The 20979-nt window shown below is 68.3% G+C and carries 22 protein-coding genes and 1 pseudogene; 10 read left to right on the forward strand and 13 right to left on the reverse strand.

The features are described 5' to 3' along the window. Window positions 1-23 precede the first annotated feature (23 nt). Window positions 24-803 (reverse strand): exodeoxyribonuclease III, encoded by a 780-nt coding sequence (locus tag ACWIGU_RS02775; RefSeq protein WP_454396670.1) that lies wholly within the window; start codon window positions 801-803, stop codon window positions 24-26. Window positions 804-992: 189 nt separating this feature from the next. On the opposite strand from ACWIGU_RS02775, the gene ACWIGU_RS02780 reads away from it, so the two are divergent. After that, window positions 993-1565, forward strand: coding sequence for an isochorismatase family protein (locus ACWIGU_RS02780; RefSeq protein ID WP_454396672.1), 573 nt, complete (start codon window positions 993-995; stop codon window positions 1563-1565). Window positions 1566-1591: 26 nt separating this feature from the next. On the opposite strand, the gene ACWIGU_RS02785 is transcribed toward ACWIGU_RS02780, so the two are convergent. Next, window positions 1592-2227 carry an MBL fold metallo-hydrolase gene (locus ACWIGU_RS02785; protein ID WP_356271916.1) on the reverse strand — a complete coding sequence of 212 codons (636 nt, stop codon included), beginning with the start codon at window positions 2225-2227 and terminating at the stop codon, window positions 1592-1594. 54 nt (window positions 2228-2281) lie between these two features. Next, window positions 2282-3574: a bifunctional 3-oxoadipate enol-lactonase/4-carboxymuconolactone decarboxylase PcaDC gene (pcaDC, locus tag ACWIGU_RS02790; protein ID WP_454396675.1), complete on the reverse strand. Its 1293-nt coding sequence runs from the start codon at window positions 3572-3574 to the stop codon at window positions 2282-2284. Window positions 3575-3816: 242 nt separating this feature from the next. Here pcaDC and ACWIGU_RS02795 point away from each other — a divergent pair, with 242 nt between their 5' ends. Then, entirely contained in the window at window positions 3817-4896 is a 1080-nt protein-coding gene (locus tag ACWIGU_RS02795; RefSeq protein WP_454396677.1) for a MerR family transcriptional regulator, read from the forward strand. Window positions 4897-4929: 33 nt separating this feature from the next. Here ACWIGU_RS02795 and ACWIGU_RS02800 read toward each other — a convergent pair whose 3' ends face one another. The 8 genes from ACWIGU_RS02800 to ACWIGU_RS02835 all read right to left on the reverse strand — a co-directional run bounded on the left by ACWIGU_RS02800 (window position 4930) and on the right by ACWIGU_RS02835 (window position 13625). Next, entirely contained in the window at window positions 4930-5508 is a 579-nt protein-coding gene (locus ACWIGU_RS02800; RefSeq protein ID WP_454396679.1) for a sugar kinase, read from the reverse strand. Then, window positions 5508-6692: an ROK family glucokinase gene (locus tag ACWIGU_RS02805; protein WP_454396681.1), complete on the reverse strand. Its 1185-nt coding sequence runs from the start codon at window positions 6690-6692 to the stop codon at window positions 5508-5510. Before ACWIGU_RS02805 ends, ACWIGU_RS02800 begins: the two co-directional genes overlap by 1 nt. 165 nt (window positions 6693-6857) lie before the next feature. Then, window positions 6858-7658 (reverse strand): ATP-binding cassette domain-containing protein, encoded by an 801-nt coding sequence (locus ACWIGU_RS02810; RefSeq protein ID WP_454396683.1) that lies wholly within the window; start codon window positions 7656-7658, stop codon window positions 6858-6860. Next, window positions 7655-8704, reverse strand: a complete 1050-nt coding sequence (locus ACWIGU_RS02815; RefSeq protein WP_454396685.1) for an ABC transporter permease — start codon at window positions 8702-8704, stop codon at window positions 7655-7657. The genes ACWIGU_RS02810 and ACWIGU_RS02815 overlap by 4 nt, the downstream gene beginning before the upstream one ends. After that, window positions 8701-9705, reverse strand: a complete 1005-nt coding sequence (locus ACWIGU_RS02820) for a sugar ABC transporter substrate-binding protein (RefSeq protein ID WP_454396687.1) — start codon at window positions 9703-9705, stop codon at window positions 8701-8703. The genes ACWIGU_RS02815 and ACWIGU_RS02820 overlap by 4 nt, the downstream gene beginning before the upstream one ends. A 209-nt stretch (window positions 9706-9914) precedes the next feature. Then, window positions 9915-10904, reverse strand: a complete 990-nt coding sequence (locus ACWIGU_RS02825) for a sugar ABC transporter substrate-binding protein (RefSeq protein WP_454396689.1) — start codon at window positions 10902-10904, stop codon at window positions 9915-9917. 92 nt (window positions 10905-10996) lie between these two features. Continuing rightward, the gene (locus ACWIGU_RS02830) at window positions 10997-11734 is read right to left on the reverse strand and encodes a GntR family transcriptional regulator (RefSeq protein ID WP_454397259.1); all 738 of its coding nucleotides are present in this window, start codon (window positions 11732-11734) and stop codon (window positions 10997-10999) included. Between the two features lie 211 nt (window positions 11735-11945). Further along, window positions 11946-13625 carry a tyrosine-type recombinase/integrase gene (locus tag ACWIGU_RS02835; RefSeq protein WP_454396691.1) on the reverse strand — a complete coding sequence of 560 codons (1680 nt, stop codon included), beginning with the start codon at window positions 13623-13625 and terminating at the stop codon, window positions 11946-11948. A gap of 177 nt (window positions 13626-13802) precedes the next feature. Here ACWIGU_RS02835 and ACWIGU_RS02840 point away from each other — a divergent pair, with 177 nt between their 5' ends. Both ACWIGU_RS02840 and ACWIGU_RS02845 read left to right on the forward strand, forming a co-directional pair. Next, window positions 13803-13997: a DNA-binding protein gene (locus ACWIGU_RS02840; RefSeq protein WP_454396693.1), complete on the forward strand. Its 195-nt coding sequence runs from the start codon at window positions 13803-13805 to the stop codon at window positions 13995-13997. Between the two features lie 308 nt (window positions 13998-14305). Next, entirely contained in the window at window positions 14306-15238 is a 933-nt protein-coding gene (locus ACWIGU_RS02845; RefSeq protein ID WP_454396695.1) for a recombinase family protein, read from the forward strand. 114 nt (window positions 15239-15352) lie between these two features. Here ACWIGU_RS02845 and ACWIGU_RS02850 read toward each other — a convergent pair whose 3' ends face one another. Further along, on the reverse strand, window positions 15353-16165 hold the full coding sequence (locus tag ACWIGU_RS02850) for an MmyB family transcriptional regulator (protein ID WP_454396697.1): 813 nt from the start codon (window positions 16163-16165) through the stop codon (window positions 15353-15355). A 358-nt stretch (window positions 16166-16523) separates the two neighbouring features. Between ACWIGU_RS02850 and fabG the strand changes: the two genes are divergently transcribed. The 4 genes from fabG to ACWIGU_RS02870 all read left to right on the forward strand — a co-directional run bounded on the left by fabG (window position 16524) and on the right by ACWIGU_RS02870 (window position 19186). Beyond that, window positions 16524-17234 carry a 3-oxoacyl-ACP reductase FabG gene (gene fabG, locus ACWIGU_RS02855; RefSeq protein WP_454396699.1) on the forward strand — a complete coding sequence of 237 codons (711 nt, stop codon included), beginning with the start codon at window positions 16524-16526 and terminating at the stop codon, window positions 17232-17234. Between the two features lie 152 nt (window positions 17235-17386). Further along, the gene (locus ACWIGU_RS02860) at window positions 17387-17731 is read left to right on the forward strand and encodes a hypothetical protein (protein WP_454396701.1); all 345 of its coding nucleotides are present in this window, start codon (window positions 17387-17389) and stop codon (window positions 17729-17731) included. A gap of 197 nt (window positions 17732-17928) precedes the next feature. Further along, a complete protein-coding gene (locus tag ACWIGU_RS02865; RefSeq protein WP_454396703.1) occupies window positions 17929-18891 on the forward strand; it encodes a ParB/RepB/Spo0J family partition protein in 963 nt (320 codons plus the stop codon). 118 nt (window positions 18892-19009) lie between these two features. Next, window positions 19010-19186 (forward strand): hypothetical protein, encoded by a 177-nt coding sequence (locus ACWIGU_RS02870; protein WP_454396705.1) that lies wholly within the window; start codon window positions 19010-19012, stop codon window positions 19184-19186. A gap of 412 nt (window positions 19187-19598) precedes the next feature. Here the strand turns inward: ACWIGU_RS02870 and ACWIGU_RS02875 are convergent, their stop codons facing one another. Then, window positions 19599-20009 carry a cytidine deaminase family protein gene (locus tag ACWIGU_RS02875; RefSeq protein ID WP_454396707.1) on the reverse strand — a complete coding sequence of 137 codons (411 nt, stop codon included), beginning with the start codon at window positions 20007-20009 and terminating at the stop codon, window positions 19599-19601. 69 nt (window positions 20010-20078) lie between these two features. Here ACWIGU_RS02875 and ACWIGU_RS02880 point away from each other — a divergent pair. Both ACWIGU_RS02880 and ACWIGU_RS02885 read left to right on the forward strand, forming a co-directional pair. Beyond that, a pseudogene (locus ACWIGU_RS02880) lies at window positions 20079-20305 on the forward strand (glycosyltransferase family 2 protein); the annotation flags it as partial. Between the two features lie 314 nt (window positions 20306-20619). Further along, window positions 20620-20937: a hypothetical protein gene (locus tag ACWIGU_RS02885; RefSeq protein WP_454396709.1), complete on the forward strand. Its 318-nt coding sequence runs from the start codon at window positions 20620-20622 to the stop codon at window positions 20935-20937. Window positions 20938-20979: the final 42 nt, after the last annotated feature.

Genomic DNA, 20979 nt, shown 5'->3' on the forward strand with positions numbered 1-20979 from the left:
GGCCCCCTTAAGATCGCAGAGTCCTAGACCTCCAGGTCCACGACCACCGGGGCGTGGTCCGAGGCGCCCTTGCCCTTGCGCTCCTCGCGGTCCACGTACGAGTCCTTCACGGCCCCCGCGAACGCCGCGTTCCCGTAGACGAGGTCGATGCGCATGCCGCGGTTCTTGGGGAAGCCGAGCTGGCGGTAGTCCCAGTAGGTGAAGGGGTGGTCGTACTTCAGGGGCCGCGGGACCACGTCGGACAGGCCCGTCTCACGGAGCGCGGCGAGCGCGGCGCGCTCCGCCGGGGTGACGTGGGTGGCGCCGTCGAAGAGGGAGATGTCCCAGACGTCGTCGTCCGTCGGCGCGACGTTGTAGTCGCCCATCACGGCGAACGGGCGGGAGCCCCCCGCGTCGCCCGCGACGGCCGCCTTGAGCGCCTCGAACCACTGGAGCTTGTACGCGTAGTGCGGGTGGTCCACCTCGCGGCCGTTCGGCACGTACACCGACCAGACGCGCGCCGGGCCGCACGTGGCGGAGATCGCGCGGGGCTCGTGGGCGCCTTCGTAACCGGGGTCGCCGGCCAGGCCGGTCACGACGTCCTCCAGGCCGACGCGGGAGATCAGCGCCACGCCGTTCCACCGCCCGGTCGCGTTCACCGCGGACTCGTAGCCCAGCTCGCGCAGCTCGTCCGCGGGGAACTGCTCGGCCGTGCACTTGGTCTCCTGGACGCACAGCACGTCCGTCCCGGTGTTCTCCAGCCAGGCGAGGAGCCTGGGCAGCCGGGCGGTGATCGAGTTCACATTCCAGGTAGCAATCCGCATGCCCACAACCTACCGGGCGGGTACGACAACGCCCGACGAACCCGGGGCGGCCGCCTGCGGGGTGCGACGGTCGGCACGCGACAGGCAGCACGCAATGGGCAGCGCAATAGGCAGGTTACCTTGCAAGTTTCTCTGTTTGAAAGTTAGCCTGTCGAAGCATCTCCCCCGGATCCGCAAGGAGCGCCCCCCATGCCCGCCACCACCCTCGACGAGCGCACCGCCCTCGTCCTCGTCGACCTCCAGAACGGCATCCTCGGCCTGCCGACCGTCCACCCCGCCGACGGAGTCCTGAAGAACGGGGCCACGCTCGCGGACGCCTTCCGCACCAAGGGCCTGCCCGTCGTGCGGGTCCGCGTCGCCTGGTCCCCCGACGGCGGCGACCTCCCGGTGAGCCGGTCGGCCGCCCCCGGGCTCACCCAGGCGCCGCCCGCCGCGTTCTCCGAGTTCCCGGACGAGCTGGGCCCGCTCGGCGACGACATCGTGATCACCAAGCGGCACTGGGGCGCGTTCACGGGGACGGAGCTGGACCTCCAGCTGCGCCGCCGCCACGTGACGCAGATCGTGCTCGCGGGGATCTCGACCTCGATCGGCGTCGAGTCCACCGCCCGCTCCGCCTTCGAGCTGAGCTACCACCTCACGGTGGTCGAGGACGCGACGACCGACACGGACGCCGCGTCCCACGAGCACAGCTTCGGCAAGATCTTCCCGCGGATCGCGGAACTCGCCACGACCGGAGAGATCGTCGAACTCCTCGGCCGGTAGCGGGAGTTCGCGGCCCGCGGGGGTGCTCAGAGCGTCGCGTACTCCTCCGGCGTCAGCCGCAGGTTGTCCGTCCCGCCGAGCGCCCCGATCTGTCCTTCGTAGATGGGCCAGGCCAGGTCGGTCAGCAGCGCGTCATGGATGTCGTACGCGCGTTGCGGGCCGACCTCGCGGAGGTAGTCGATGACCTCGGCGATCTTGTTCCAGGGGGCCATCACGGGCACGAGGAGCGTCTCGACGGGCTGGTCGGGGACGGTGAACGCGTCGCCGGGGTGGAAGACGCGGCCGTGGTCGATCAGATAGCCGACGTTCGTGATGCGGGGGATGTCCGGGTGGATGACGGCGTGCAGTTCGCCGTGGACCTGGATGTCGAAACCGGCCGCCTCGAACGTGTCGCCGTGCCCGACCGTGTGCACCCGGCCCGGGAACGCCGTCGAGATCTTGTCGGCCACGGACTTCAGGGTCCAGATCTCGGTGGCCGGGTCGGCTTCGAGGGCCACCCGCAGCCGGGCCTCGTTGAAGTGGTCCGGGTGCTCGTGCGTCACGAGGATCGCCTCGGCGCCGACAGCCGCGTCCTCCTCGCAGAAGCCGCCCGGGTCGATGACGAGCGTCCGCCCGTCCTTCTCCAGGCGGACGCAGGCATGGATCTTCTTCGTGAGCTTCATGGGAACCATCCTGCGCTCCCTGCCCGCGTCCGGCCCGTCCCGGCACCCGGTCGTCTACTCCTGCGGCGTGGTCTCCTCGCGGATCACGGCCTGGGCCACCTTGAACGCCGAGTTCGCCGCGGGCACACCACAGTACACGGCGGCCTGGAGCAGCACTTCCTTGATCTCGTCGGCGGTGAGGCCGTTGCGCAGGGCGGCGCGGGTGTGGAAGGCCAGCTCCTCGAGGTGGCCGCCGGCGACGAGCGCGGTGAGCGTGACGCAGCTGCGCATGCGGCGGTCGAGGCCGGGCCGGCTCCAGATCTCGCCCCAGGCGTAGCGGGTGAGGAACTCCTGGAAGTCGCCGGAGAACGCATCCGCCGAGGCCAGCGCCCGGTCCACGTGCGCGTCGCCGAGCACCTCGCGGCGCACCTTGAGACCCATGTCGTGCCGGTCGGGCCGGACCTCCGCCTCGGGCTGGGCCTCCATGGGCCCGATCTCCGCCACGGGGGCGACCGGCGGGGGCGGCGGCGCGAGGACGGGCTTGACGGGGGCGGCGGGGATCGCGTGCTGCCCCGTCTCGTACGCGGGCTGCCAGGCGGTGGAGAAGTGCCGTACGAGCAGGTCGGTGACGGCGGCGGGCTGCTCGACCGGGGCGAGGTGCGAGGCGGCGGGCACGACGGCGAGCCGCGCGTCGGGTATGCCGGCGACGAGTGTGCGCGCCTGGGCGGGGCCCGTCACCTGGTCGTCGGAGCCGACGAGGACGAGCGTGGGGACGCCGATGGAACCCAGCTCGGCCCGTACGTCGAAGGACGCGAGCGCCTCGCAGGCGGCGATGTAGCAGCCCGGGTCGGTGGTGCGCACCATCTGCACGGCCCAGTCGGTGATCGCGGGCTGGGCGGCCGCGAAGCCGCTGGTGAACCAGTGCTCCGGGGACGTGCGGGCGATGGGGTCGAGGCCGTTGCTGCGGACGATCACGCCGCGCTGGCGGAACTCGTCGGCGGTGCCGAAGCGGGGCGAGGCCGCGATCAGCGCGAGGGAGGCCACGCGCTGGGGGTGACGCAGCGCCAGCTCCGCGCCGATCGCGCCGCCCAGCGAGCAGCCCGCGTAGCCGAAGCGGTGCACGCCGAGTTCGTCGAGCGTGGCCAGGAGCCGCGCGGCGAGGTCGGCGACGGAACCGGCCGGGTGGGCGGGGGCTCCGCCGTGCCCGGGCAGGTCGAAACGGAACACCCGCCACTGCCGGGCGAGCTCGGGTACCTGCCGGTCCCACATGTGCCAGGTGGTGCCCAGTGAGGGACCCAAGATCAGGACTGGGGCGTCTTCCGGCCCGTCAAAGCGGTATTGCAGGGTGTTCTTCGGTGTCTCACTCACGCCCTGCACGGTCTCACATCTCACAATTTCTCACACGACTGGGGGACGCCCCGTGCAGGCCCTCCCACGTCGTGGAGGCTTCGCGAAGATCCTCCGTTGTCGGCCGGGAAGGTCAGGCACGACGCCGGCGGGTGAAATTCCGTCAGAGGGAACCGATCGGAACCCATGGTTGACCTTCACCTTGGGGGAGGCCACAGCATCGGTGGGGCCGGGCGATGTGCTCGGCATGAGGAGGAGTGGGCATGGGGCTGCTGACCATCGGAGCGTTCGCGAAGGCGTCGCGGCTGTCACCGAAGGCGCTGCGTCTTTACGACGCGCTCGGCCTGCTGCCCCCGGCTCGCGTCGACCCGGTGACCGGCTACCGCCTCTACGCGCCGGAGCAACTGGATCAGGCCCGACTGGTCGCCTGGCTCCGGCGTCTGGGGATGTCCCTGACCCGCATCCAGCACGTCTGCGCGCTGGAGCCGGGCCCGGCGGCCCAGGAGGTCCGCGCGTTCTGGGCCCAGGTCGAGGCCGACACCGCCGCACGGCGGGACCTGGCCGCCTTCCTCATCAACCACCTGTCCTGGAAGGGCCCTGCCATGTCCCCGACCACCAAGCCCCTGGGAATCCGTTACGCCGCGCTGTCCGACACGGGCCTCGTCCGCGAGAGCAACCAGGACACCGCCTACGCCGGGTCCCGCCTGCTCGCCGTCGCCGACGGCTACGGCAGCCAGGGAGCCCCCGCGAGCGCGGCCGCCGTTGACGCACTCAAGTACCTCGAAACTGACGGCGTCCCGGCGGGCGAGCTCCTCAACGTCCTTGAGGACGCCGTCGAACAGGCCGAGCAGGCCGTGCACGGCGTCGCCGGGACCGGTTCCTCATCCGAGGAGGCCGGCACGACACTCACCGCGATGCTCTGGACCGGATCACAGCTGGCCCTCGTCCACATCGGCGACTCCCGCGTCTACCTCCTGCGCGACGGAGAGCTGTTCCAGATCACGCATGACCACACCATGGTGCAGTCGATGGTCGACGAGGGCCGCCTCACCCCGGAAGAGGCCGCCTCCCACCCCCAGCGGTCGCTGTTGGTACGAGCCCTGGGCCAAGGAGCCGACGCCACCCCCGACCTGCGCCTCCACGACGCCCGGCACGCAGATCGATACCTGCTCTGCTCCGACGGTCTGTCGACCGTCGTGCCGACCGAAGAGATCCGCCGGGTTCTCTCCGAGATCAGTGAGCCCGGGCAAGCGATCCGCGAACTCGTCGCCCTCGCCAACGGCTCCGGCGGTCCCGACAACGCCAGCGGCGTGGTCGCCGACGTCATGGAGCTCCCGCAGTAGCCTCACCGGCGCGGCCCTCAGGGGCGGGCCGCGCTACGGCGTCGTCGTCGACACCACGTACACGAAGGGCTTCGCCGGGTTCTCCCGGTTCACCACGACGTCCAGGGTCGGCTCGGGGTTCTTCTGCTTGTGGGTGAGGCCCCCGTACGGGCCGGGGCCGTCGAAAACCCAGCCGACGACCTTCTGGTTGCGCGGGCTGATGGTGACCTCGTCCTTCTTCAGCTCGGACGAGCTGGTCCCGATGGTCTTCAGGAACTTGTCGAGGCCGGAGTCGGTGGTGCGGAAGCGGACGTAGAGGCGGCTCGTCCTGAGGTTGTTCGTCTCGTAGTACGCGACGCCCTTGGCGGAGGAGACCGGTATCGGCACCTGGTACAGCCGGCGCTGGACCTTGGAGGGCCAGCCGATGGTGAGGCCTGTCGCGGAGTACTTGGCCTCCTTGTCCTTGCCGCTGTTCCGGCTCTGGTTCGCGGAGATCACCAGATAGCCGGCGGGCACGCCGATGAGCAGCACGATCGTGAGCAGCGTCAGCGCGCGGCGGCGGATGACCCTCCGGCGGTTCCCAGGGGGGCGCTGCCCTTCGTCGGGGGACGAGGGCTGGCGTGGCACGGTCATTACTTGGGTCCCTGGGTCTCGCCGGCGGCGCTCGCCGGGCTTTGCGGGCCCAGGCCGAAGCCCTTGCCCTGGTGATAACGCTCGTAGCGCTCGTACCGTTCCACGCGCCGGCGCTTGGCCCGGCGGAAGCGGCGGGCGACGAGCCGTGCGAGGTCCGCGGCGCCGACCATACCGGCCTCGGGGCCGAGCTGGGCGCGGGCGATGCGGGCCTCGGGGCGGTAGCCGCGGCCGGTGAGGTGGCGCTTGAAGGCGTCGCGGGCCGGGCCGATCAGCAGGTCGTCGGCCGCGGAGACGCCGCCGCCGATGACGAAGCAGGAGGGGTCGAGGGCGGCCGCGAGGTTCGCGATGCCGACGCCGAGCCACTGGCCGATGTCCTGGAGCAGCTCGATGCACATGGCGTCGCCCTCGCGGGCGAGTTCGGTGATGAGCGGGCCCGTGATGTCGGAGACGTTGCCCTTGACGCGCTCGATGAGCCCGTACGCGACCGGGGAGTCCGCGGCGGCGAGCTCGCGGGCCTCGCGCACGAGGGCGTTGCCGGAGCTGTACTGCTCCCAGCAGCCGCGGTTGCCGCACGGGCAGCGGTGGCCGCCGGGGACGACCTGCATGTGGCCGAACTCACCGGCGACGCCGAACTTGCCTCGCTTGACCTGGCCGTCCTCCAGGATCGCGCCGCCGATGCCGGTGCCCAGCGTGATCATGACCAAGTGGTCCTCGCCACGGCCCGCGCCGAAGCGCCACTCGGCCCAGGCGGCCGTGTTCGCGTCGTTGTCGACGAGTACGGGGACGGAGAGGCGGCTGGAGATCCGGTCCCGGAGGGGCTCGTTACGCCACGACAGGTGGGGCGCGAACAGGATGCGGTTGCGGTCAGCGTCGACCCAGCCGGCCGCGCCGATGCCGACGGCGTGCACGTCGTGCCGGTCGGAGAGGTCGAGCACCAGCTCCGTGATCGTGTCCTCGACGACCTTGGGGCTCTTGGACTTGTCCGGAGTCTCCGCGCGCAGGGTCTCCAGGATGTTGCCGTCGGCGTCGACGACGCCCGCCATCACCTTCGTGCCGCCGATGTCGATACCGACGGTCGGGACGCGCGGCGCCGTCAGGTGGGAACGGCGCTCACGCGTGCCGACGGTCCGCAGGACGGTGGCTCGTGCGGAGCCGCGGTGGGCGAGGTCGCGGTAGGTGCTCATCGCGCCGATTGTGCCATTTCGCTCGCCGGTCGGGCGTCCCGGTGCGGTGCGGGTCACTTGAGGTGGGCGTCTTGCTACTGCGGGTGCACTTTCGGGTGCCGGTGGCTTGTGGCTGGGCGCGCAGTTCCCCGCGCCCCTACCGGGGCGCGCCTTACGGAGCGCCCCCTACGGAGCGTCCCGGCCCTCCAGTTCGTGGCGCAGGTCGTCCAGTTCGCTGCCGCCTGCCATTTGGCGGGTCAGTTCGTCGAGGGTGATCTCGTCGCGGTCGTAGCTGCCGAACATCGTGCCCCTCTTCAGGAGGACGAAGCGGTTGCCGACAAGGTACGCGTGATGCGGGTTGTGCGTGATCAGGACCACGCCGAGTCCCGCGTCCCGCGCGGCGGCGACGTACTTCAGGACGACGCCGGACTGCTTGACGCCGAGGGCGGCGGTCGGCTCGTCGAGTACGAGGACCTTGGCGCCGAAGTAGACGGCGCGGGCGATCGCCACGCACTGGCGCTCACCGCCCGAGAGGGTGCCGATGGGCTGGTCGACGTCGCGCAGGTCGATGCCCATGCGCAGCAGCTCCGCGTGGGTCGTCCTGCGCATCAGGTCGACGTCCAGCCGCTTGAAGGGCCCGGAGCCCTTCGTCGGCTCGGAGCCGAGGAAGAAGTTCCGCCAGACCGGCATCAGCGGGACGACGGCGAGGTCCTGGTAGACCGTGGCGATTCCGCGGTCGAGGGACTCGCGCGGACTGGCGAGCCGGGTCTCCTCGCCCTCGATGCTGAAGGAGCCGGAGTCGTGCCGGTGCAGACCCGCGATGATCTTGATGAGGGTCGACTTGCCCGCGCCGTTGTCGCCGAGGACACAGGAGATCTCGCCCGCGTGCACGACGAGGGAGACGTCCTCAAGGGCCCGGATGTTGCCGTAGTACTTACTGACGCCATCGAGCTCGACCAGCGCCGTACGCTCTGCGGTCTCGGTCATTTCGTCGCCTCCGCGCGCTTGCGGACCCACGCGTTGAGCAGGGTCGCGAGGAGCAGCATCGCCCCGAGGAAGAACTTGAACCAGTCCGGGTTCCACTCGGCGAACACGATGCCCTTGCTCGTCATGCCGAAGATCAGGGCGCCGATGGCCGCGCCGACCGCGGAACCGTAGCCGCCGGTGATCAGACAGCCGCCGATGACGGCCGCGATGATGTAGATCAGCTCGTTGCCGACGCCCTCGCCGGACTGCACGACGTCGAACGAGAACAGCAGGTGCTGCCCCGAGATCCAGGCGCCGAAGGCGACACCCATGTACAGGCCGATCTTGGTCTTGTTGACCGGGACACCGACGGCGCGCGCCGCGTCCTCGCCGCCGCCGACCGCGTAGATCCAGTTGCCGACGCGGGTGCGCAGCAGGATCCAGGTGGCGACGACGATCAGGGCGAGCCACCACAGGATGGTGATCTTGAAGTCGACGCCGCCGATGGTGAGCGTGGAGGCGAAGACGTCCTTCGCGGAGGAGAAGCCCTCCATGTCGGAGATCGACTTGGTGGAGACGGTGCCGCTGATCAGCTTGGTGAAGCCGAGGTTCATGCCGGTGAGCATCAGGAACGTGCCGAGCGTGATGATGAAGCTCGGTGGGTCCGTGCGCGTCAGCATGACGCCGTTGAACACGCCGATGGCGAGCGTGAACAGGAGCGAGACGCCCACGCCGACCCAGATGTTGGCCGTCATCTGGTAGCTGAACATCGACGAGACCAGCGCGGACGTGGTGACCATGACACCGGCGGAGAGATCGAACTCGCCGCCGATCATCAGCAGGGCCACGGGTACGGCCATGATGCCGATCGTCGACGACGCGTACAGGACCGTGGCGAGGCTCGAGGCCCGCAGGAAGCTGTCCGCGAAGATCGCGAAGAAGAGGAAGACGGCGACGGCGCCGACGACCGAGCCGAGTTCGGGCCGGCCCATGAGCTTGCGCAGCGATGACGTCTTCAGAAGCCGCTCGTCCGTCAGCGGCGGGGTCCCTGGTGCGACGGCGCTCATCGTGTCCCCCGGTTCGTGTACTCCTCGAGCTTGGCCGCCTGGTCCTTGGTGATGATCTGCGGTCCGGTGAGGACCGGCTTGCCGCCCCCGAGGACGTCCGCGTTGTAGCGGTAGAGCCAGAGCAGGTCCACGGCCTCGTAGCCCTGGAGGTAGGGCTGCTGGTCGACGGCGAAGCCGAGTGTGCCGTCCTTCAGGCCGGCGGCGACCTTCTCGTTGAGGTCGAAGGTGTCGATCTCGGCCTTGCTGCCCGCGTCCTGCTTGGCCTTCACGGCGGTGGCGGCGAAGGGCGCGCCGAGCGTGACGACGGAGTCGATGGACTTGTCGGCCTGGAGCTTGGCGCCGATGGAGGACTGGACGTCGGGCATGTTGGTGCCCTCGACGTACAGGTTCTGCATCTGGCCCTTGAAGGTCTCCTTGGCGCCGGCGCAGCGCTGCTCGTGGCCGACGTTGCCCTGCTCGTGCAGGACGCACAGGGCCTTCTTGCGGCCGCGCTTGTTCAGCTCCTCGCCGACGGCCTGGCCCGCGATCGTCTCGTCCTGCCCGATGTGCGTGAGCGCGCCGAACTTCTTGGACTCCTCGGAGCCGGAGTTCACGGTGATCACGGGGATGCCGGCCTTCTCGGCGCGGGCGACGGCGGCCTTCATGGCGTCTGGCTTCGCGAGCGTGACGATCAGGCCGTCGACCTTCTTGTCCACGGCCGCGTCGACGAGCTGGGCCTGCTGCTGCGCCTCGTCGCTGTGCGAGTACAGGAAGTTGATGTTGTCCTTGACCGCGGCCTGCTTGGCGCCGCTCTGGACGATGTCCCAGAAGGTGTCGCCGTCGCCCGAATGGGTCACCATCGCGACGGTCCAGCGCGGGGTGTTCACCGCGGCCTTGCCCTGGGCCGTGGCCGCCTTCCTGGCGTCCTCCGCCCGCTTGCCGCCGGTGCTGCTGCACCCCGCGAGGGTGAGACCGACTGCCCCTGCGAGGGCGATGCTCACCCAGCTCCGAAACCGTGCCACGAGGCCGTGCCCTTCTTGCTGTGCTGCCTGATACACCGGGGCGGGCGGGCCGGCCCCGGGGGGCACTTCTTGGGCCCCGGACGCCTCAGTATCCCCGACCGCACCTCTCGGCCGCCGTGCAGGTCCCGGGGGACGCGCCAGGCTTCCGGCCGGGGGTCCGGGGGTTGTGCCCCGGGCGCACACAGCAGGCACTGGGATCATGCATCCGTTCACCGGGTACCGCGCGCGGTGTACTTCTCGAGCTTCGGCACGTCCTTCTCGGTCACGATCGCGGGGCCCGTCAGGACCGGCTTTCCGCCGCCGATGACGTTGGCGTTGGTGCGGTAGAGCCACAGTTCGTCGACGGCGAGATAGCCCTGCAGGTAGGGCTGCTGGTCGACGGCGAAGCCCACGTCCTTGGCCTTGAGGCTCTTCACCACGGCCGCGTTCAGGTCGAAGGTGTCCACCTCCGCCTCGCTGCCCGCGTCCTGCTTGGCCTTGACGGCGACGGCGGCGGTGGGGGCGCCGAGCGCGACGACCGCGTCGATGTCCTTGGCCGCCTGGAGCTTGGCCTCGACGGACGACTGGGACGCGGGGGCGTTGGTGCCCTCGACGTTGAGGTTCTCGACGGTGCCCTTGAAGGTCTTCCTGACGCCGGCGCAGCGCTGCTCCAGGGAGACGTTGCCCTGTTCGTGGATGACGCAGAGCGCCTTCTTCCTGCCCCGCGCGTTGAGTTCGCTGCCGACGGCCTCGCCGGCCACGGACTCGTCCTGCCCGATGTGGGTGAGCGCGCCGAACCGCTGCGAGAACTCGCCGCCGGAGTTGATCGTGACGACCGGGATCCCGGCGTCCTTCGCCTTGGCGAGTACGGCCTTCATGGCCTCGGGCTTGGCCAGGGTGACGACGATCCCGTCGACCTTCTTGTCGATCGCCGACTGGACCAGCTCGGCCTGGCCCTTGGCCTCTTTGTCGTTCGAGTAGAGGAACTGGACGTTGTCCTTGGCGGCGGCCTGCTTGGCGCCGCTCTGGACGATGTCCCAGAAGGTGTCGCCCTCGCCGGAGTGCGTGACCATCGCGATCTTCAGGCGGGGCGTGCCGGCGGACTTGCCGCCTCCTGAGCCGTCGGCCTTGTCCTCGGAAGTCTTGCCTCCGGAGCTGCTGCATCCGGCCGCGAGTGCGACGACCGCAATGAGGGTTGCTGCCGTGCGGGCTGTGCGCATGGTGTGCCACCTCTCTCCTCGCCGCCCGTGTGCGGCTGGAGGAGTTCTAGCGGTGGGTACCCGGCACCGTCAATGACTTTGTCATAACATTCTTACGGCCGTACGAGGAGCTGGAACTCGAAGGAGTAGCGGGACGCCCGGTATGTGTGTGACCCGAACTCGACGGGCCGGCCGGTGTCGTCGAACGTGGTGCGCTGCATCGTCAGGAGCGGGGCGCCCGCGGGCTCGCCGAGCCGCTCGCCCTCCTCGGCCGTGGCGGCGCGGGCGCCGACGGACTGGCGGGCGCTGTGCAGGGTTATCCCCGCGGCGCGCATCAGCCGGTAGAGCCCGGTCGCCTCCAGCCGCTCGGTGTCGAGCGGGAGCAGCCCGGTGGGCAGGTGGTTGCAGAGGTACGCGACCGGGTCGCCGTGGGTCAGCCGCAGCCGCTCGACCCGGTGCACCTCGTCGCCCTGCGCCACCCCGAGCGCGGCCGCGACCTCGGCGGACGCGGGCACGAGGGTGTTGGCCACAACGCGCGTCTCGGGCTTCTGGCCCGCCGCCTCCAGGTCGTCGTAGAGGCTGCTGAGCTCCAGGGGGCGCTTGACCTGGCTGTGGACGACCTGGGTGCCGACGCCCCGGCGGCGGACGAGGAGGCCCTTGTCGACGAGGGACTGAATGGCCTGGCGCACGGTGGGCCGGGACAGGCCGAGCCGGCCCGCGAGCTCGATCTCGTTGCCGAGCAGGCTGCCGGGGGTCAGGGAGCCGCGCTCGATCGCCGCCTCCAGCTGCTGGGAGAGCTGGAAATAGAGCGGGACCGGACTGCTGCGGTCCACGCTGAGCTGGAGCGACACGGTCGGATCGACTACTGGTTTGGCCACGGGCCGAGCGTAGTCGCAAGGAATGTTGACGGGAAGTCGTGAAGTTCGATTGTCCGGACAAACTTTGGGTCACCTACAGCGCGCAGGTATGCCTTTGACCAGCAATGGAGCATCGAATAGCCCCCTGGGAGTGGTCTCCGAGGGGGCTATTCCGTGACCCGGGGGACAAACGGGGGACAGCGCGTCAGGCGGCGTCTGCGGCCCCATCCGGGGCCATAGAAGGCAAGACGAGGCGTAGGTGGAGGCTGTCTTCGCTGCTCTGATCAGGCTCGTTAGCTTCGGGTGTCGCCTGCTCTGTTTCTGCGGCTGCGACAGGTTCCTGACCGACCACCGTGGTCACTGCGGGCTCCTCTGGGGCGGGCGCCTCAACTGTGTTGCGGCGCGGTACGAGGTCGACGGGTGCGTTGGCTGCTGCCTGCTCGAACTGTGGCATCAGTGAGGTGTAGGTGTCGGCGGTGAGTTGGTAACTGCTGTGGCCGAGTAGGACCTGGATGGCCTTCATGGACAGACCGGCGGCGAGGCTGAGGGATGCGGCGCAGTGTCGTAGGTCGTGGAGTCGGATCGGGGGCATGCCGAGGCGTTTGATGAATCGTTCGAAGGCTTGGGAGACGTTGTTGGGGTGCCAGGGGCTTCCGTCGGCTTGGGTGAAGATCTTGCCGGAGTTGATGTAGGGGCCGCATTTGGTGGGGTTGTCGAGGTGTTTGTGTTCCCATTCGGCGCGTTGGGCTTTCTGTACGTCGCGCCAGGCTCTGAGTAGGGCGAAGGTGGCGTGGTCGAGGGTGAGGGTGCGTTTACCTGCGCGGCTCTTGGGGGTGTCTTCCCATACTTCGTAGGCGGTGTTGGTGGACAGTTGCTCGACGATCCTGGCCACGCCACGGGTCATGTCGACTTCGGTCCAGGGCAGGGCTGTTGCTTCACCACGGCGTGGGGCGCGGAACACCATGAGGTGCCACATGATGTACAGGGGGTGGTCGACTGCGGCGTCGAGGAATTCGCCGGTCTGGTCGGGGGTCCACACCATGACGGGGCTGGGTTTTTTGCCGGTGAGTTTCCAGCGGGCGACGCGTTCGTCTGTCCAGACGAGGGCTTCGGGGCGTTCGTATGTGGGGAGGGTGACGTTCTTCGCCCAGTTCTCGGTGACCAGCTTTTCGGTGACCGCATCGCCGAGGGCTGAGGCGAGGGTGTTCTTGTACTTCCTCTGCGTGGCGGGGCCGGCCTCCTTGCGGGGTTTGGTGCGGGCTTCTTTGAGGGTGGCTTTGGCTGCGTACCAGTGTTGGCGGAGGTGGCGAGGGCGAGGCGCGGGGGCTTGCTTCCATGCTCGGTAGGCGTCGTCGTATTCGTCTTTGGCCTGCTGGGCTGCGATCCGGTTGGCGTTCTTGACCTTGTTGAACGCCCAGATCTCCTTGAACAGCTCCTGGATGTGGCGCTCGCGCAGTTCGCGCATGGTGAGGTGGCCGAGGGCGGGTATGAAGACGCGGTCGATGGAGTCGCGGTAGTCCTCGCGGGTGCCGCGTTTGAGGTCAACTCGCTTGTCGAGCCAGCGGTTGAGGTAGGCGGCGACGGTCTCCTTGGAGTCGACGTCGATGCCGTCGTTGGCTTCGTCCCAGAGTTTCTGTGCTGCTTCCTGGGCCTTCTTGGAGGTGGGGAAGCCGCCCTTGCGGGGCCGGCGGCGTTCCCCTCCGGGGCCGTCGGGGAGGTTGAGGTAGTAGTACCAGGAGCCGTGGTCGCGTTTTTTCAACTGCGGGCATGTGGAGCCGAGTTCTCGGACCTTGGGTGTGCCGCTCGTATTGAGGATCGGCTGGCCGTTGTTGTCGAGTTTTGGCTCGGTGCACTTGCACCGGCGGTAGGTACTGCCGTTGAACACGTGGGGTCCCCTGGTTTGGACTGGATCATCCTTACGTGCCCTGATCTTGCTGTAGCGAAAGAGGCGCTTCCTTGGCCGTCGTATGCTTCCGGTCAGGTGGCGCGGGGAAGAGGGATGTGACCACCTATGACCTCATCTGTGACTGCTCCTGCTGCGCCTGCCCGTACGCGGGGTGGGATGTCGGTGGAGGAGCTGCGGTCGTTGCCGGCGGCGGTCAGTGTGGCGACGGCTGCGCGGGCGTTCGGGATCGGGACCGATAAAGCGTATGCGTTGATCAAGGCGGAGCGGTTCCCGGCGAAGACGATCCCTGTGGGTGAGACGCAGAAGGTTGCGACGGTGAGCTTGTGGGAGGCGTTGGGGGTGTCTGCGTGAGGTGATGCGGTGCGCCCTATGGGCTCGGCTCGCTGTCCTGCTGGGGCGGCTGGTCGGGCCCTTTTCTGCTGGTCAAGGGCGATCGGCGCGCATTTTTGGTTGACGTTGTTTACACCTCAATGGTTGCAGTGACGTGTGCCACACGCCAACTCTGTGTTGGCCTCCTGACGTGCGCAAACGCCTCTCCATGTGTGCACTTGCAGAGCCTCGCAGCCGTACGATCCATGCGCGGCAGATATCGTGACCTATTACGGAGCTAAGCGATCGCTAATGGGCAGGCGGTCAGGCTCCCGATGGAACGGAGACTCATGGCACGGCTGTCCGGCTACCAGAGCCGAGGGGTGCTGAACCTCGGGGAGGCCGCCGCCCTGCGCCAGGCCGCCTCCCGGCTCCTCGCCGGGCAGAACCGGGCGGAGACGTGCCGCTGGTTGAACCGTGGGGGCTCTCGTACAACGCGTGGCAACGAGTGGGCTCCCGAAGTCCTGGTCCGGGTGCTGAGCCACCCGCGCATGGCCGGTCTGGACAAGGACGGCAATGAGATTGAGGACTTCGGCTCGACGGTCCTGACGCCGGATGAATACCGGCGCCTGCTCGCGCTGTTCGCCGAGCAAAAGAGCCAACGGCCTGAAGCGCGCGAGGCTTTCGAGTACTTGCTGAGCGAGGGCGGGGCGGAGTGCGGCAGCTGTACGCACGCAATGACGGGGACACGGGTGACCGGCGATGCCGATCCGTCCTACCGTTGCCCGCCGCCGCGGGTGCGGCAGCCGTCGTGTGGGCGGGTCAGGATGAATGCCGACCGGCTCGAAAATTCGGTGGCCGAGGAGGTGCTTGCTGAACTGCTGCGGCCCGGAGCGCAGGAGCGTCTGGCACGGCTGTTGGCGGACATCCGGGCCGAAGCTGCCCGCCTCAAGGAGCACATCGCCGGGGCCGAGGCACGGTTCAAGGAGTTGGGCGGCATGCGTGACGTGCTGGTGCCGGCTGCGTACGCCGCCGCGGAGAAGGCAACGAAGGATGATCTGCGTCAGTCCCGTATCCGGCTCCGGTACTTGGAGCAGATGACGGATCTCCCGATCGAGGGAGTCACGAACCTGGTGGAGTGGTGGAATTCGGCTCCGCGGTCCTCGCAGCGCGCGCTGGTGTGCGTGGAGATCGTCAAGGTGCGGGTACTGCCGGTGGGTCGTGGCAAGCACCGTGATCCGAGTGAGCGGGTTCAGATCGACTGGCGCCAGCCCAGCCTGTAGGACCGAACTGAACACGATTGAGGCCTTCGCAGCGGCGCCGCGAAGGCCTCGATCGTTTGTGGGGTACCGCAGGCTCGGCCTTGGAGGGGTCGGCCAGACGCTCGGATGCTCCGGTCAGGTCGCCAGGGCGTGGGCCTCGTCTGCGGGGACGACGCACATGAACCGCTGGCTGTAGTCGCTGAGCGGTGCGTAGGCGCGGAAGACGACTTCAAACTCTTCGTCACCGTGGCCGGGCAGGTAGATCCAGCGTCGGTCGCCGTCGGGGTGGGTGACGGTGGTCAGGTCTTCTTCGAGGATCCTGCGCGCCACCTTGTCGCGCTCCTTGATCTCGGCAATGACTTCGGCCAGGCGCTTGTGGTCCGGATGCGCACGGGCTCTCAGACGCAGCTGTGAAGCCATCGGTTTGGCCCAGTCTTCTTCCCAGTTGATGAGCTGGAGGCGGGCTTCGGGGAAGGCGAGAGCCCAGATCATGACGTTGACGCCGTGCTTCATCCACGGCCAGTCGCGTTCGCTTGCCGCGTTGTAGAGGAGGACGTCCCAGGCGAAGTCGGATATGTAGGCCGGCCACGGCTGGATGCGAATGAGGGCGGCCGTGGAGGGGTCCAGGTTCGAGGCGTCCGGCCGGTAGAACAGCGGGGGTTCCTGGTTTGTGGCGTACACGAAGAGGGTGTGGCGCTGGGCGGGATCGAGGTCGAGTATGCGCACGATGCGCTGCAGCCACTCCGCTGACGGGTTTGTGGCCCTGCCGTGTTCGAGATCGCGGACCCAGGTCGTGGAGACTCCGGTGAGCTGGGCGAACTCGACCTGCTTGATCCCGAGTTTGACCCTGGGGCCGAACCGTGCGGTGAAGCCCGGTACCTGGTTGGGGTCGCGCTGGGCGCGCCACATCTTCAGGAGCTGGCCGAGCGGGGGCAGAGCTGCCGACATCCGTGCATTCCTCAATCTTTGGCAGGTAAAGGTATAGGAAAGACTTAGGGGACCCTAACGCTTTCGTGATAGATCGCGAACTTCGCCACCTGTCGCTTACCTCACATGAAACATGCGCATATACGGACATACGCGGTCACGTTGGGGGCGCAGCATCAGTGCGGGTGGCGCAACTGGGGGTTGCGGCCAGTTCGAGCCATGCCGCAGTGACCGAGGAAACTGACCACTCGGTGCAAAGTAAAGGGGTCTTAACGCGCTCCTAACGGAATGTTCTAGACAACTCGTCCAATGGTTCGGCGTGACCCGCCGCACCCACGGGCGGCCCTGCTCCGACGAGTCCCAAGAGGTGACACCCCCTATGAGCCGCAGCGTCTTCATCACCGGCGGTAACCGAGGCATCGGTTTCGAGATAGCCAAGGCCATGACGGAGGACGGGGACAGGGTCGCCATCACCTACAGGTCCGGCGAACCTCCTGCCAGGCACGGGCTGCTGGCCGTGCAATGCGACATCACCGACCCCGAGCAGGTCGAGATCGCGTTCAAGCGGATCGAGGCCGAGCACGGTCCGGTCGAGGTCCTGGTGGCGAACGCCGGGATCACCCGAGACGGGCTGCTGCTACGCATGTCGGCGGAAGACTTCACCGACGTCATCGACACCAACCTCACTGCCGCGTTCCGCGTCGCCAAGCGCGCCAGCCGCGCCATGCTGCGCGCTCGCTCCGGCCGCCTGATCTTCATCTCCTCGGCCGTCGCGATGCTCGGCGAGGCGGGGCAGTCCAACTACTCCGCATCCAAGGCCGGGTTGATCGGGTTCTCCCGCTCCCTGGCGCGTGAACTCGGCTCGCGCGGCATCACCTCCAATGTCGTCGCACCGGGCCTCACCTCCACCGACATGACCGCGGCCCTCACCGAAGACCGAACCAAGGCGCTCCTGGCCCAGATCCCGCTCGGGAAGGCTGCACGCCCCGAAGACATCGCGGCTGCCGTGCGCTTCCTCGCCAGCGACGCGGCGTCGTACATCACCGGCGCGGTCCTGCCCGTCGACGGCGGAGTGGGCATGGGCCACTGACCCCTGCCGGCTCCGGGCACCCGGGCAGCGAGCCGTCGGATACGGCTGAGGGAGGCACCGGGCCTTGGGGGCTGGCGGCTGCGCCGCATGGGGCAGCCGCCATCGTGCAGGACCGGACACGGGACCGGTCCTGACGTTACGAGGGGGCCGAAGTGATTGATGCGCAGCGCATCGTGGCGCTCGCGAAACTGCCCAGTCCGAAAGGAACGGGCACTGACCAGAACAACGATGTTGAGATCGTCCGCATACTCAGCGGCCTGCACTACGAACCGGACCGGGCTGCTCGGCCGGTCTTGTGGAGCCAGGGCCTGTGTGCGGTTCAGCCGCTGACGACGAGCGAGGGTGGGGCGTTGATCGCAGCCGAGGACGCCGTGCGGGTCTGCGCGGTCTGCCCGATCCGCCAGGACTGCCACACCGCGGTTACAGCGGGTGCGCCGATTGAGGTCCGGCGGTGGCGTGAGCGGGCGGACGGGGGCGGCCGGCCGCTCACGCAGTAGAAGACGAGTCGCGCCTGTGGGCGCCGGGTAACTCCCCGGCGCCCACAGGCGTTTTCGCAGCTCAGGAACCACAACAGGTGCGTGGTCGAGGTCACTTCCCGGGAGGTATGCGGGGAATGGACACCCTCTCCTTAAAGAGTAGAATTAACTTACAAGGTGAGGGCAGGAAACCACACCAACTACCTCTTGGAGTCCCAGTGCAGCGCGTCGTGAAGATGTCCCAGGTCCACCGCAACCCGCGCCAGCCGCGCGAGTACTTCGACCAGGACGCGCTGAACGAACTGGCCCAGTCCATCGACACGTACGGCCTCATGCAGGCCATCGAGGTCCGCGCCGACAACGAGCAGGGCGGCTACGAGATCGTCGCCGGCGAGCGCCGCTGGCGCGCCCACCAGATCCTCGGCCGCACCAAGATCCGCGTCACCATCACCTCGGAGAAGAGCGAACTCCAGCGGTTCAAGCGGTCCATGTCGGAGAACGTCACCCGCGAGGACATGACGCCGTTCGAGGAAGCTCACGGCTACCAGCGGATCCTCGACGAGGAGGAGGGCGCGACCATCGAGTCCGTGGCCGCCGACTTCGCCAAGACCACCACCTACGTCAAGCTGCGCCTCGCCCTCCTCGACCTGCGCATCGAAGTCCAGGAGCTCGTGCAGGACGGTAAGATCGGCACGCAGGCAGCCGTGCAGATAGCCGCGCTCAACCTCGCCAACCAGGGCTCCGTCCTCTCTAAGTTCGTGCGCGGCGAGTTCGCCTCGGACAATGAGATCGTGCACTTTGCCTACGCGATGAAGCAGCAGCAGGACCAGGCCGTGCTGTTGATCGTCGAGGAGATGACGGAGGAGCAGCGCACCGAGCGCGCCGCTGCACAGAAGAAGACCCGCACGACGCTCGACAAGATCGAGCAGGTCCGTGGGCTGCTCGACGAGATTGCCCGCACCGAGCCGATGAAGCTCGCCGAGACGCTCGACACGCAGGTCGGGGCACGGCTGGAGCAGCTCGACCGGGTCGCCGAATCGCTGACCAAGGCGCGCTTCCAGCTCAAGCAGGCCAAGGCGCACGCCGAGGCCAAGGCGCTGGTGACGGTCAACCCGGAGGCCGAGGCGGACAGCAACGTCGAGCAGACGGACGACGCGGAGCGCGAGCCCGTCGCGGTCTGACAGCCGCAGTTGCCGGGTGCGCGGGCGAGTCCCGCCCACGCACCCGATCCACGCAGGGCCCGGACGCACCGACCGGCCCCTCCATCCCTTCGCCACACCCCCAGGAGACAGCTCCGTCATGCGCTACACCGCGCCCCTCACCCCCGCCCAGGCCGAGCAGCTCGGCAAGGACGTCGGCATGATCGTCGCCTTCGCCGCCAAGGCCCTCAACCACACGCACGGCGTGGACATCGACCGCCTCATGAACGCCTTCACGTCCTCGAATCCCTGGACGTCACCGCTGCCCGCTACTTGAAAGCCCTCGAGGACGGACACCAGCCGGGAGAGGTCGCACGCCGGGCCGGTTCCGCTCTCGTCCTCGACTGGGCAGACGCGGTCCTCGAAGCCAGCGGAACACGGCAGCCGGACACTCTGTCAGCCCCGGCCACCGAGTCGACGCAGTGAGTACCGAGGCCAGCAAGGATTGGACGGCCATGCGCCGTGCCGACTTCGATGGAGCGGCCCCCAACCAACTGCCGGTACCAGCAGGCCAGGTACGGATCCCGGCCATTCCCGATCGGTTCGGCACCACAGCTCTGTTCGGCGAACCGGCTCCCACTCCGCCGTCTTACCGGGAGCAGACCACCAATCTGAGCGACGTCGACAGCCAGGGTGGACTCTTTTAGAGATCATCTCAATTTGGCGATCAGGGCGGGGCTCGGTGAACGTCAGTCCAGGGGATCGGGCCAGTCGTTGGCAGGCAGCAGATCACGCAGTCGTGCCGTTTTGGCGCGGCCCAGGATCACTTCCGTGTCCAGGCTGGTCGGATCGATCTGGCGTATGAACTCTCGACAGCGGCCGCATGGAGGGAGAACGTGCAAGGCGCCCTCGGGGCTTCGCCATACGGCGACCACCTTCGCAATCCGGTACTCGCGTGCGGTGACCATGGCGGCGATGGCAGCGTGCTCAGCGCAGAAGCCGGTACCCGATCCGGTGTCGATGCACACGCCTGAGTACGTACGGCCAGCGGTCGTGACCAAGGTGGCGCCCACGTCGCCGAACAGCCGATCACCTACCCTGTGCGGATTCAGCACGGCCTGGGCGGCGGCGATCAGTTCGTCATTCGATGCAGAACTCACTTGGCGAAGTTCCCTTGTCTCGGGGCTAGTCTGCGGTAGCAGATGAGGGTGCAGGCAATGCTGGCGAAGGCCAGGAACCGGGTGTGGCTCGCCCGCCGGCGGCTGCCGACCCCCTGATCCCGGTGTACCTCGGCGTGTGGATCTTCCTCACCGTGGCGCGGATCCGGCCCTTGAGCGGCCTGACGGCATGGTGGGGCGGCTTCCTTGAGGGCTTGGGGACGCCGCGCGCACGCAAGCCCATGAAGTGGCGCACGGTGTGGCGAATGACCCGGTTGGGCCGCCCACCAATCCTCTGAATGGCGGCCAGTTCCGGCTGAGAAGGATCCGCAGCTCCCCGCTCAGGCGGCTCGATGAGCCGATACGCACCCCGGGCGGCGCGACAGGGCTCCTTCGCATAATTGGCGATGAAGTTGGGATCCCGCAGGTGGCGCTGGAGTTCCAAGAGGCTCTGTTCACTGCGCAGTCCGGGCCCCACATCAGGTGGGGTCGAGCAGAAGCCCCATGTAGTACTCGTTGACCGGCTCGCCATCGACTGTGAGGGCGTTTCTCCGCAGGCCTTCGATCTGGTAGCCACACTTCAAGTAGGTTGAGAGCACGGCGGTTGCGCTCCATGACGGGCAGTTCCAGTCGGCGCAGCCTCCGGATCCGGGCTTGGTCGCGGGCGGCGGTGATCAGCGCCGATCCCGATTCCCTGGCCTGCGTGCGGGGCAGCAACGCCGATGACCAGATGTCCTGTTGCGCGGGCGCGGGCGTACGGAGCGATCCCGACGTCTACGTATCCGGCTGCTGCGCCGTTGTTGAACGCGATCAGGGTGTAGGACGGGTTCGCATTGTCGGTCAGCCGGGTGCGAAGCCGTTCCGCGTCGGGCTCGCGCTCGCCGGGTTCGAGGAGCATGTACTGCGACTCCTGGTCCAAGGCGAGCTGTAGTTGGAGCAGGGCTTCCGCGTCCTGTGGCCCCGCGGGTCGGCG

The sequence above is a fragment of the Streptomyces sp. NPDC055400 genome (genome assembly GCF_053644375.1).

Coding starts and splice junctions, on each gene's coding strand:
- ACWIGU_RS02800 (WP_454396679.1), bottom strand. CDS start 5,508: ATGACCGTGCCACGCCAGCCCTCGTCCCCCGACGAAGGGCAGCGCCCC.
- ACWIGU_RS02845 (WP_454396695.1), top strand. CDS start 14,306: ATGGCACGGCTGTCCGGCTACCAGAGCCGAGGGGTGCTGAACCTCGGG.
- ACWIGU_RS02785 (WP_356271916.1), bottom strand. CDS start 2,227: ATGAAGCTCACGAAGAAGATCCATGCCTGCGTCCGCCTGGAGAAGGAC.
- ACWIGU_RS02780 (WP_454396672.1), top strand. CDS start 993: ATGCCCGCCACCACCCTCGACGAGCGCACCGCCCTCGTCCTCGTCGAC.
- ACWIGU_RS02795 (WP_454396677.1), top strand. CDS start 3,817: ATGGGGCTGCTGACCATCGGAGCGTTCGCGAAGGCGTCGCGGCTGTCA.
- ACWIGU_RS02825 (WP_454396689.1), bottom strand. CDS start 10,904: ATGCGCACAGCCCGCACGGCAGCAACCCTCATTGCGGTCGTCGCACTC.
- ACWIGU_RS02885 (WP_454396709.1), top strand. CDS start 20,620: ATGACGGGCAGTTCCAGTCGGCGCAGCCTCCGGATCCGGGCTTGGTCG.
- fabG (WP_454396699.1), top strand. CDS start 16,524: ATGAGCCGCAGCGTCTTCATCACCGGCGGTAACCGAGGCATCGGTTTC.
- ACWIGU_RS02775 (WP_454396670.1), bottom strand. CDS start 803: ATGCGGATTGCTACCTGGAATGTGAACTCGATCACCGCCCGGCTGCCC.
- ACWIGU_RS02870 (WP_454396705.1), top strand. CDS start 19,010: ATGCGCTACACCGCGCCCCTCACCCCCGCCCAGGCCGAGCAGCTCGGC.
- ACWIGU_RS02850 (WP_454396697.1), bottom strand. CDS start 16,165: ATGTCGGCAGCTCTGCCCCCGCTCGGCCAGCTCCTGAAGATGTGGCGC.
- ACWIGU_RS02815 (WP_454396685.1), bottom strand. CDS start 8,704: ATGAGCGCCGTCGCACCAGGGACCCCGCCGCTGACGGACGAGCGGCTT.
- ACWIGU_RS02805 (WP_454396681.1), bottom strand. CDS start 6,692: ATGAGCACCTACCGCGACCTCGCCCACCGCGGCTCCGCACGAGCCACC.
- ACWIGU_RS02840 (WP_454396693.1), top strand. CDS start 13,803: ATGTCGGTGGAGGAGCTGCGGTCGTTGCCGGCGGCGGTCAGTGTGGCG.
- ACWIGU_RS02810 (WP_454396683.1), bottom strand. CDS start 7,658: ATGACCGAGACCGCAGAGCGTACGGCGCTGGTCGAGCTCGATGGCGTC.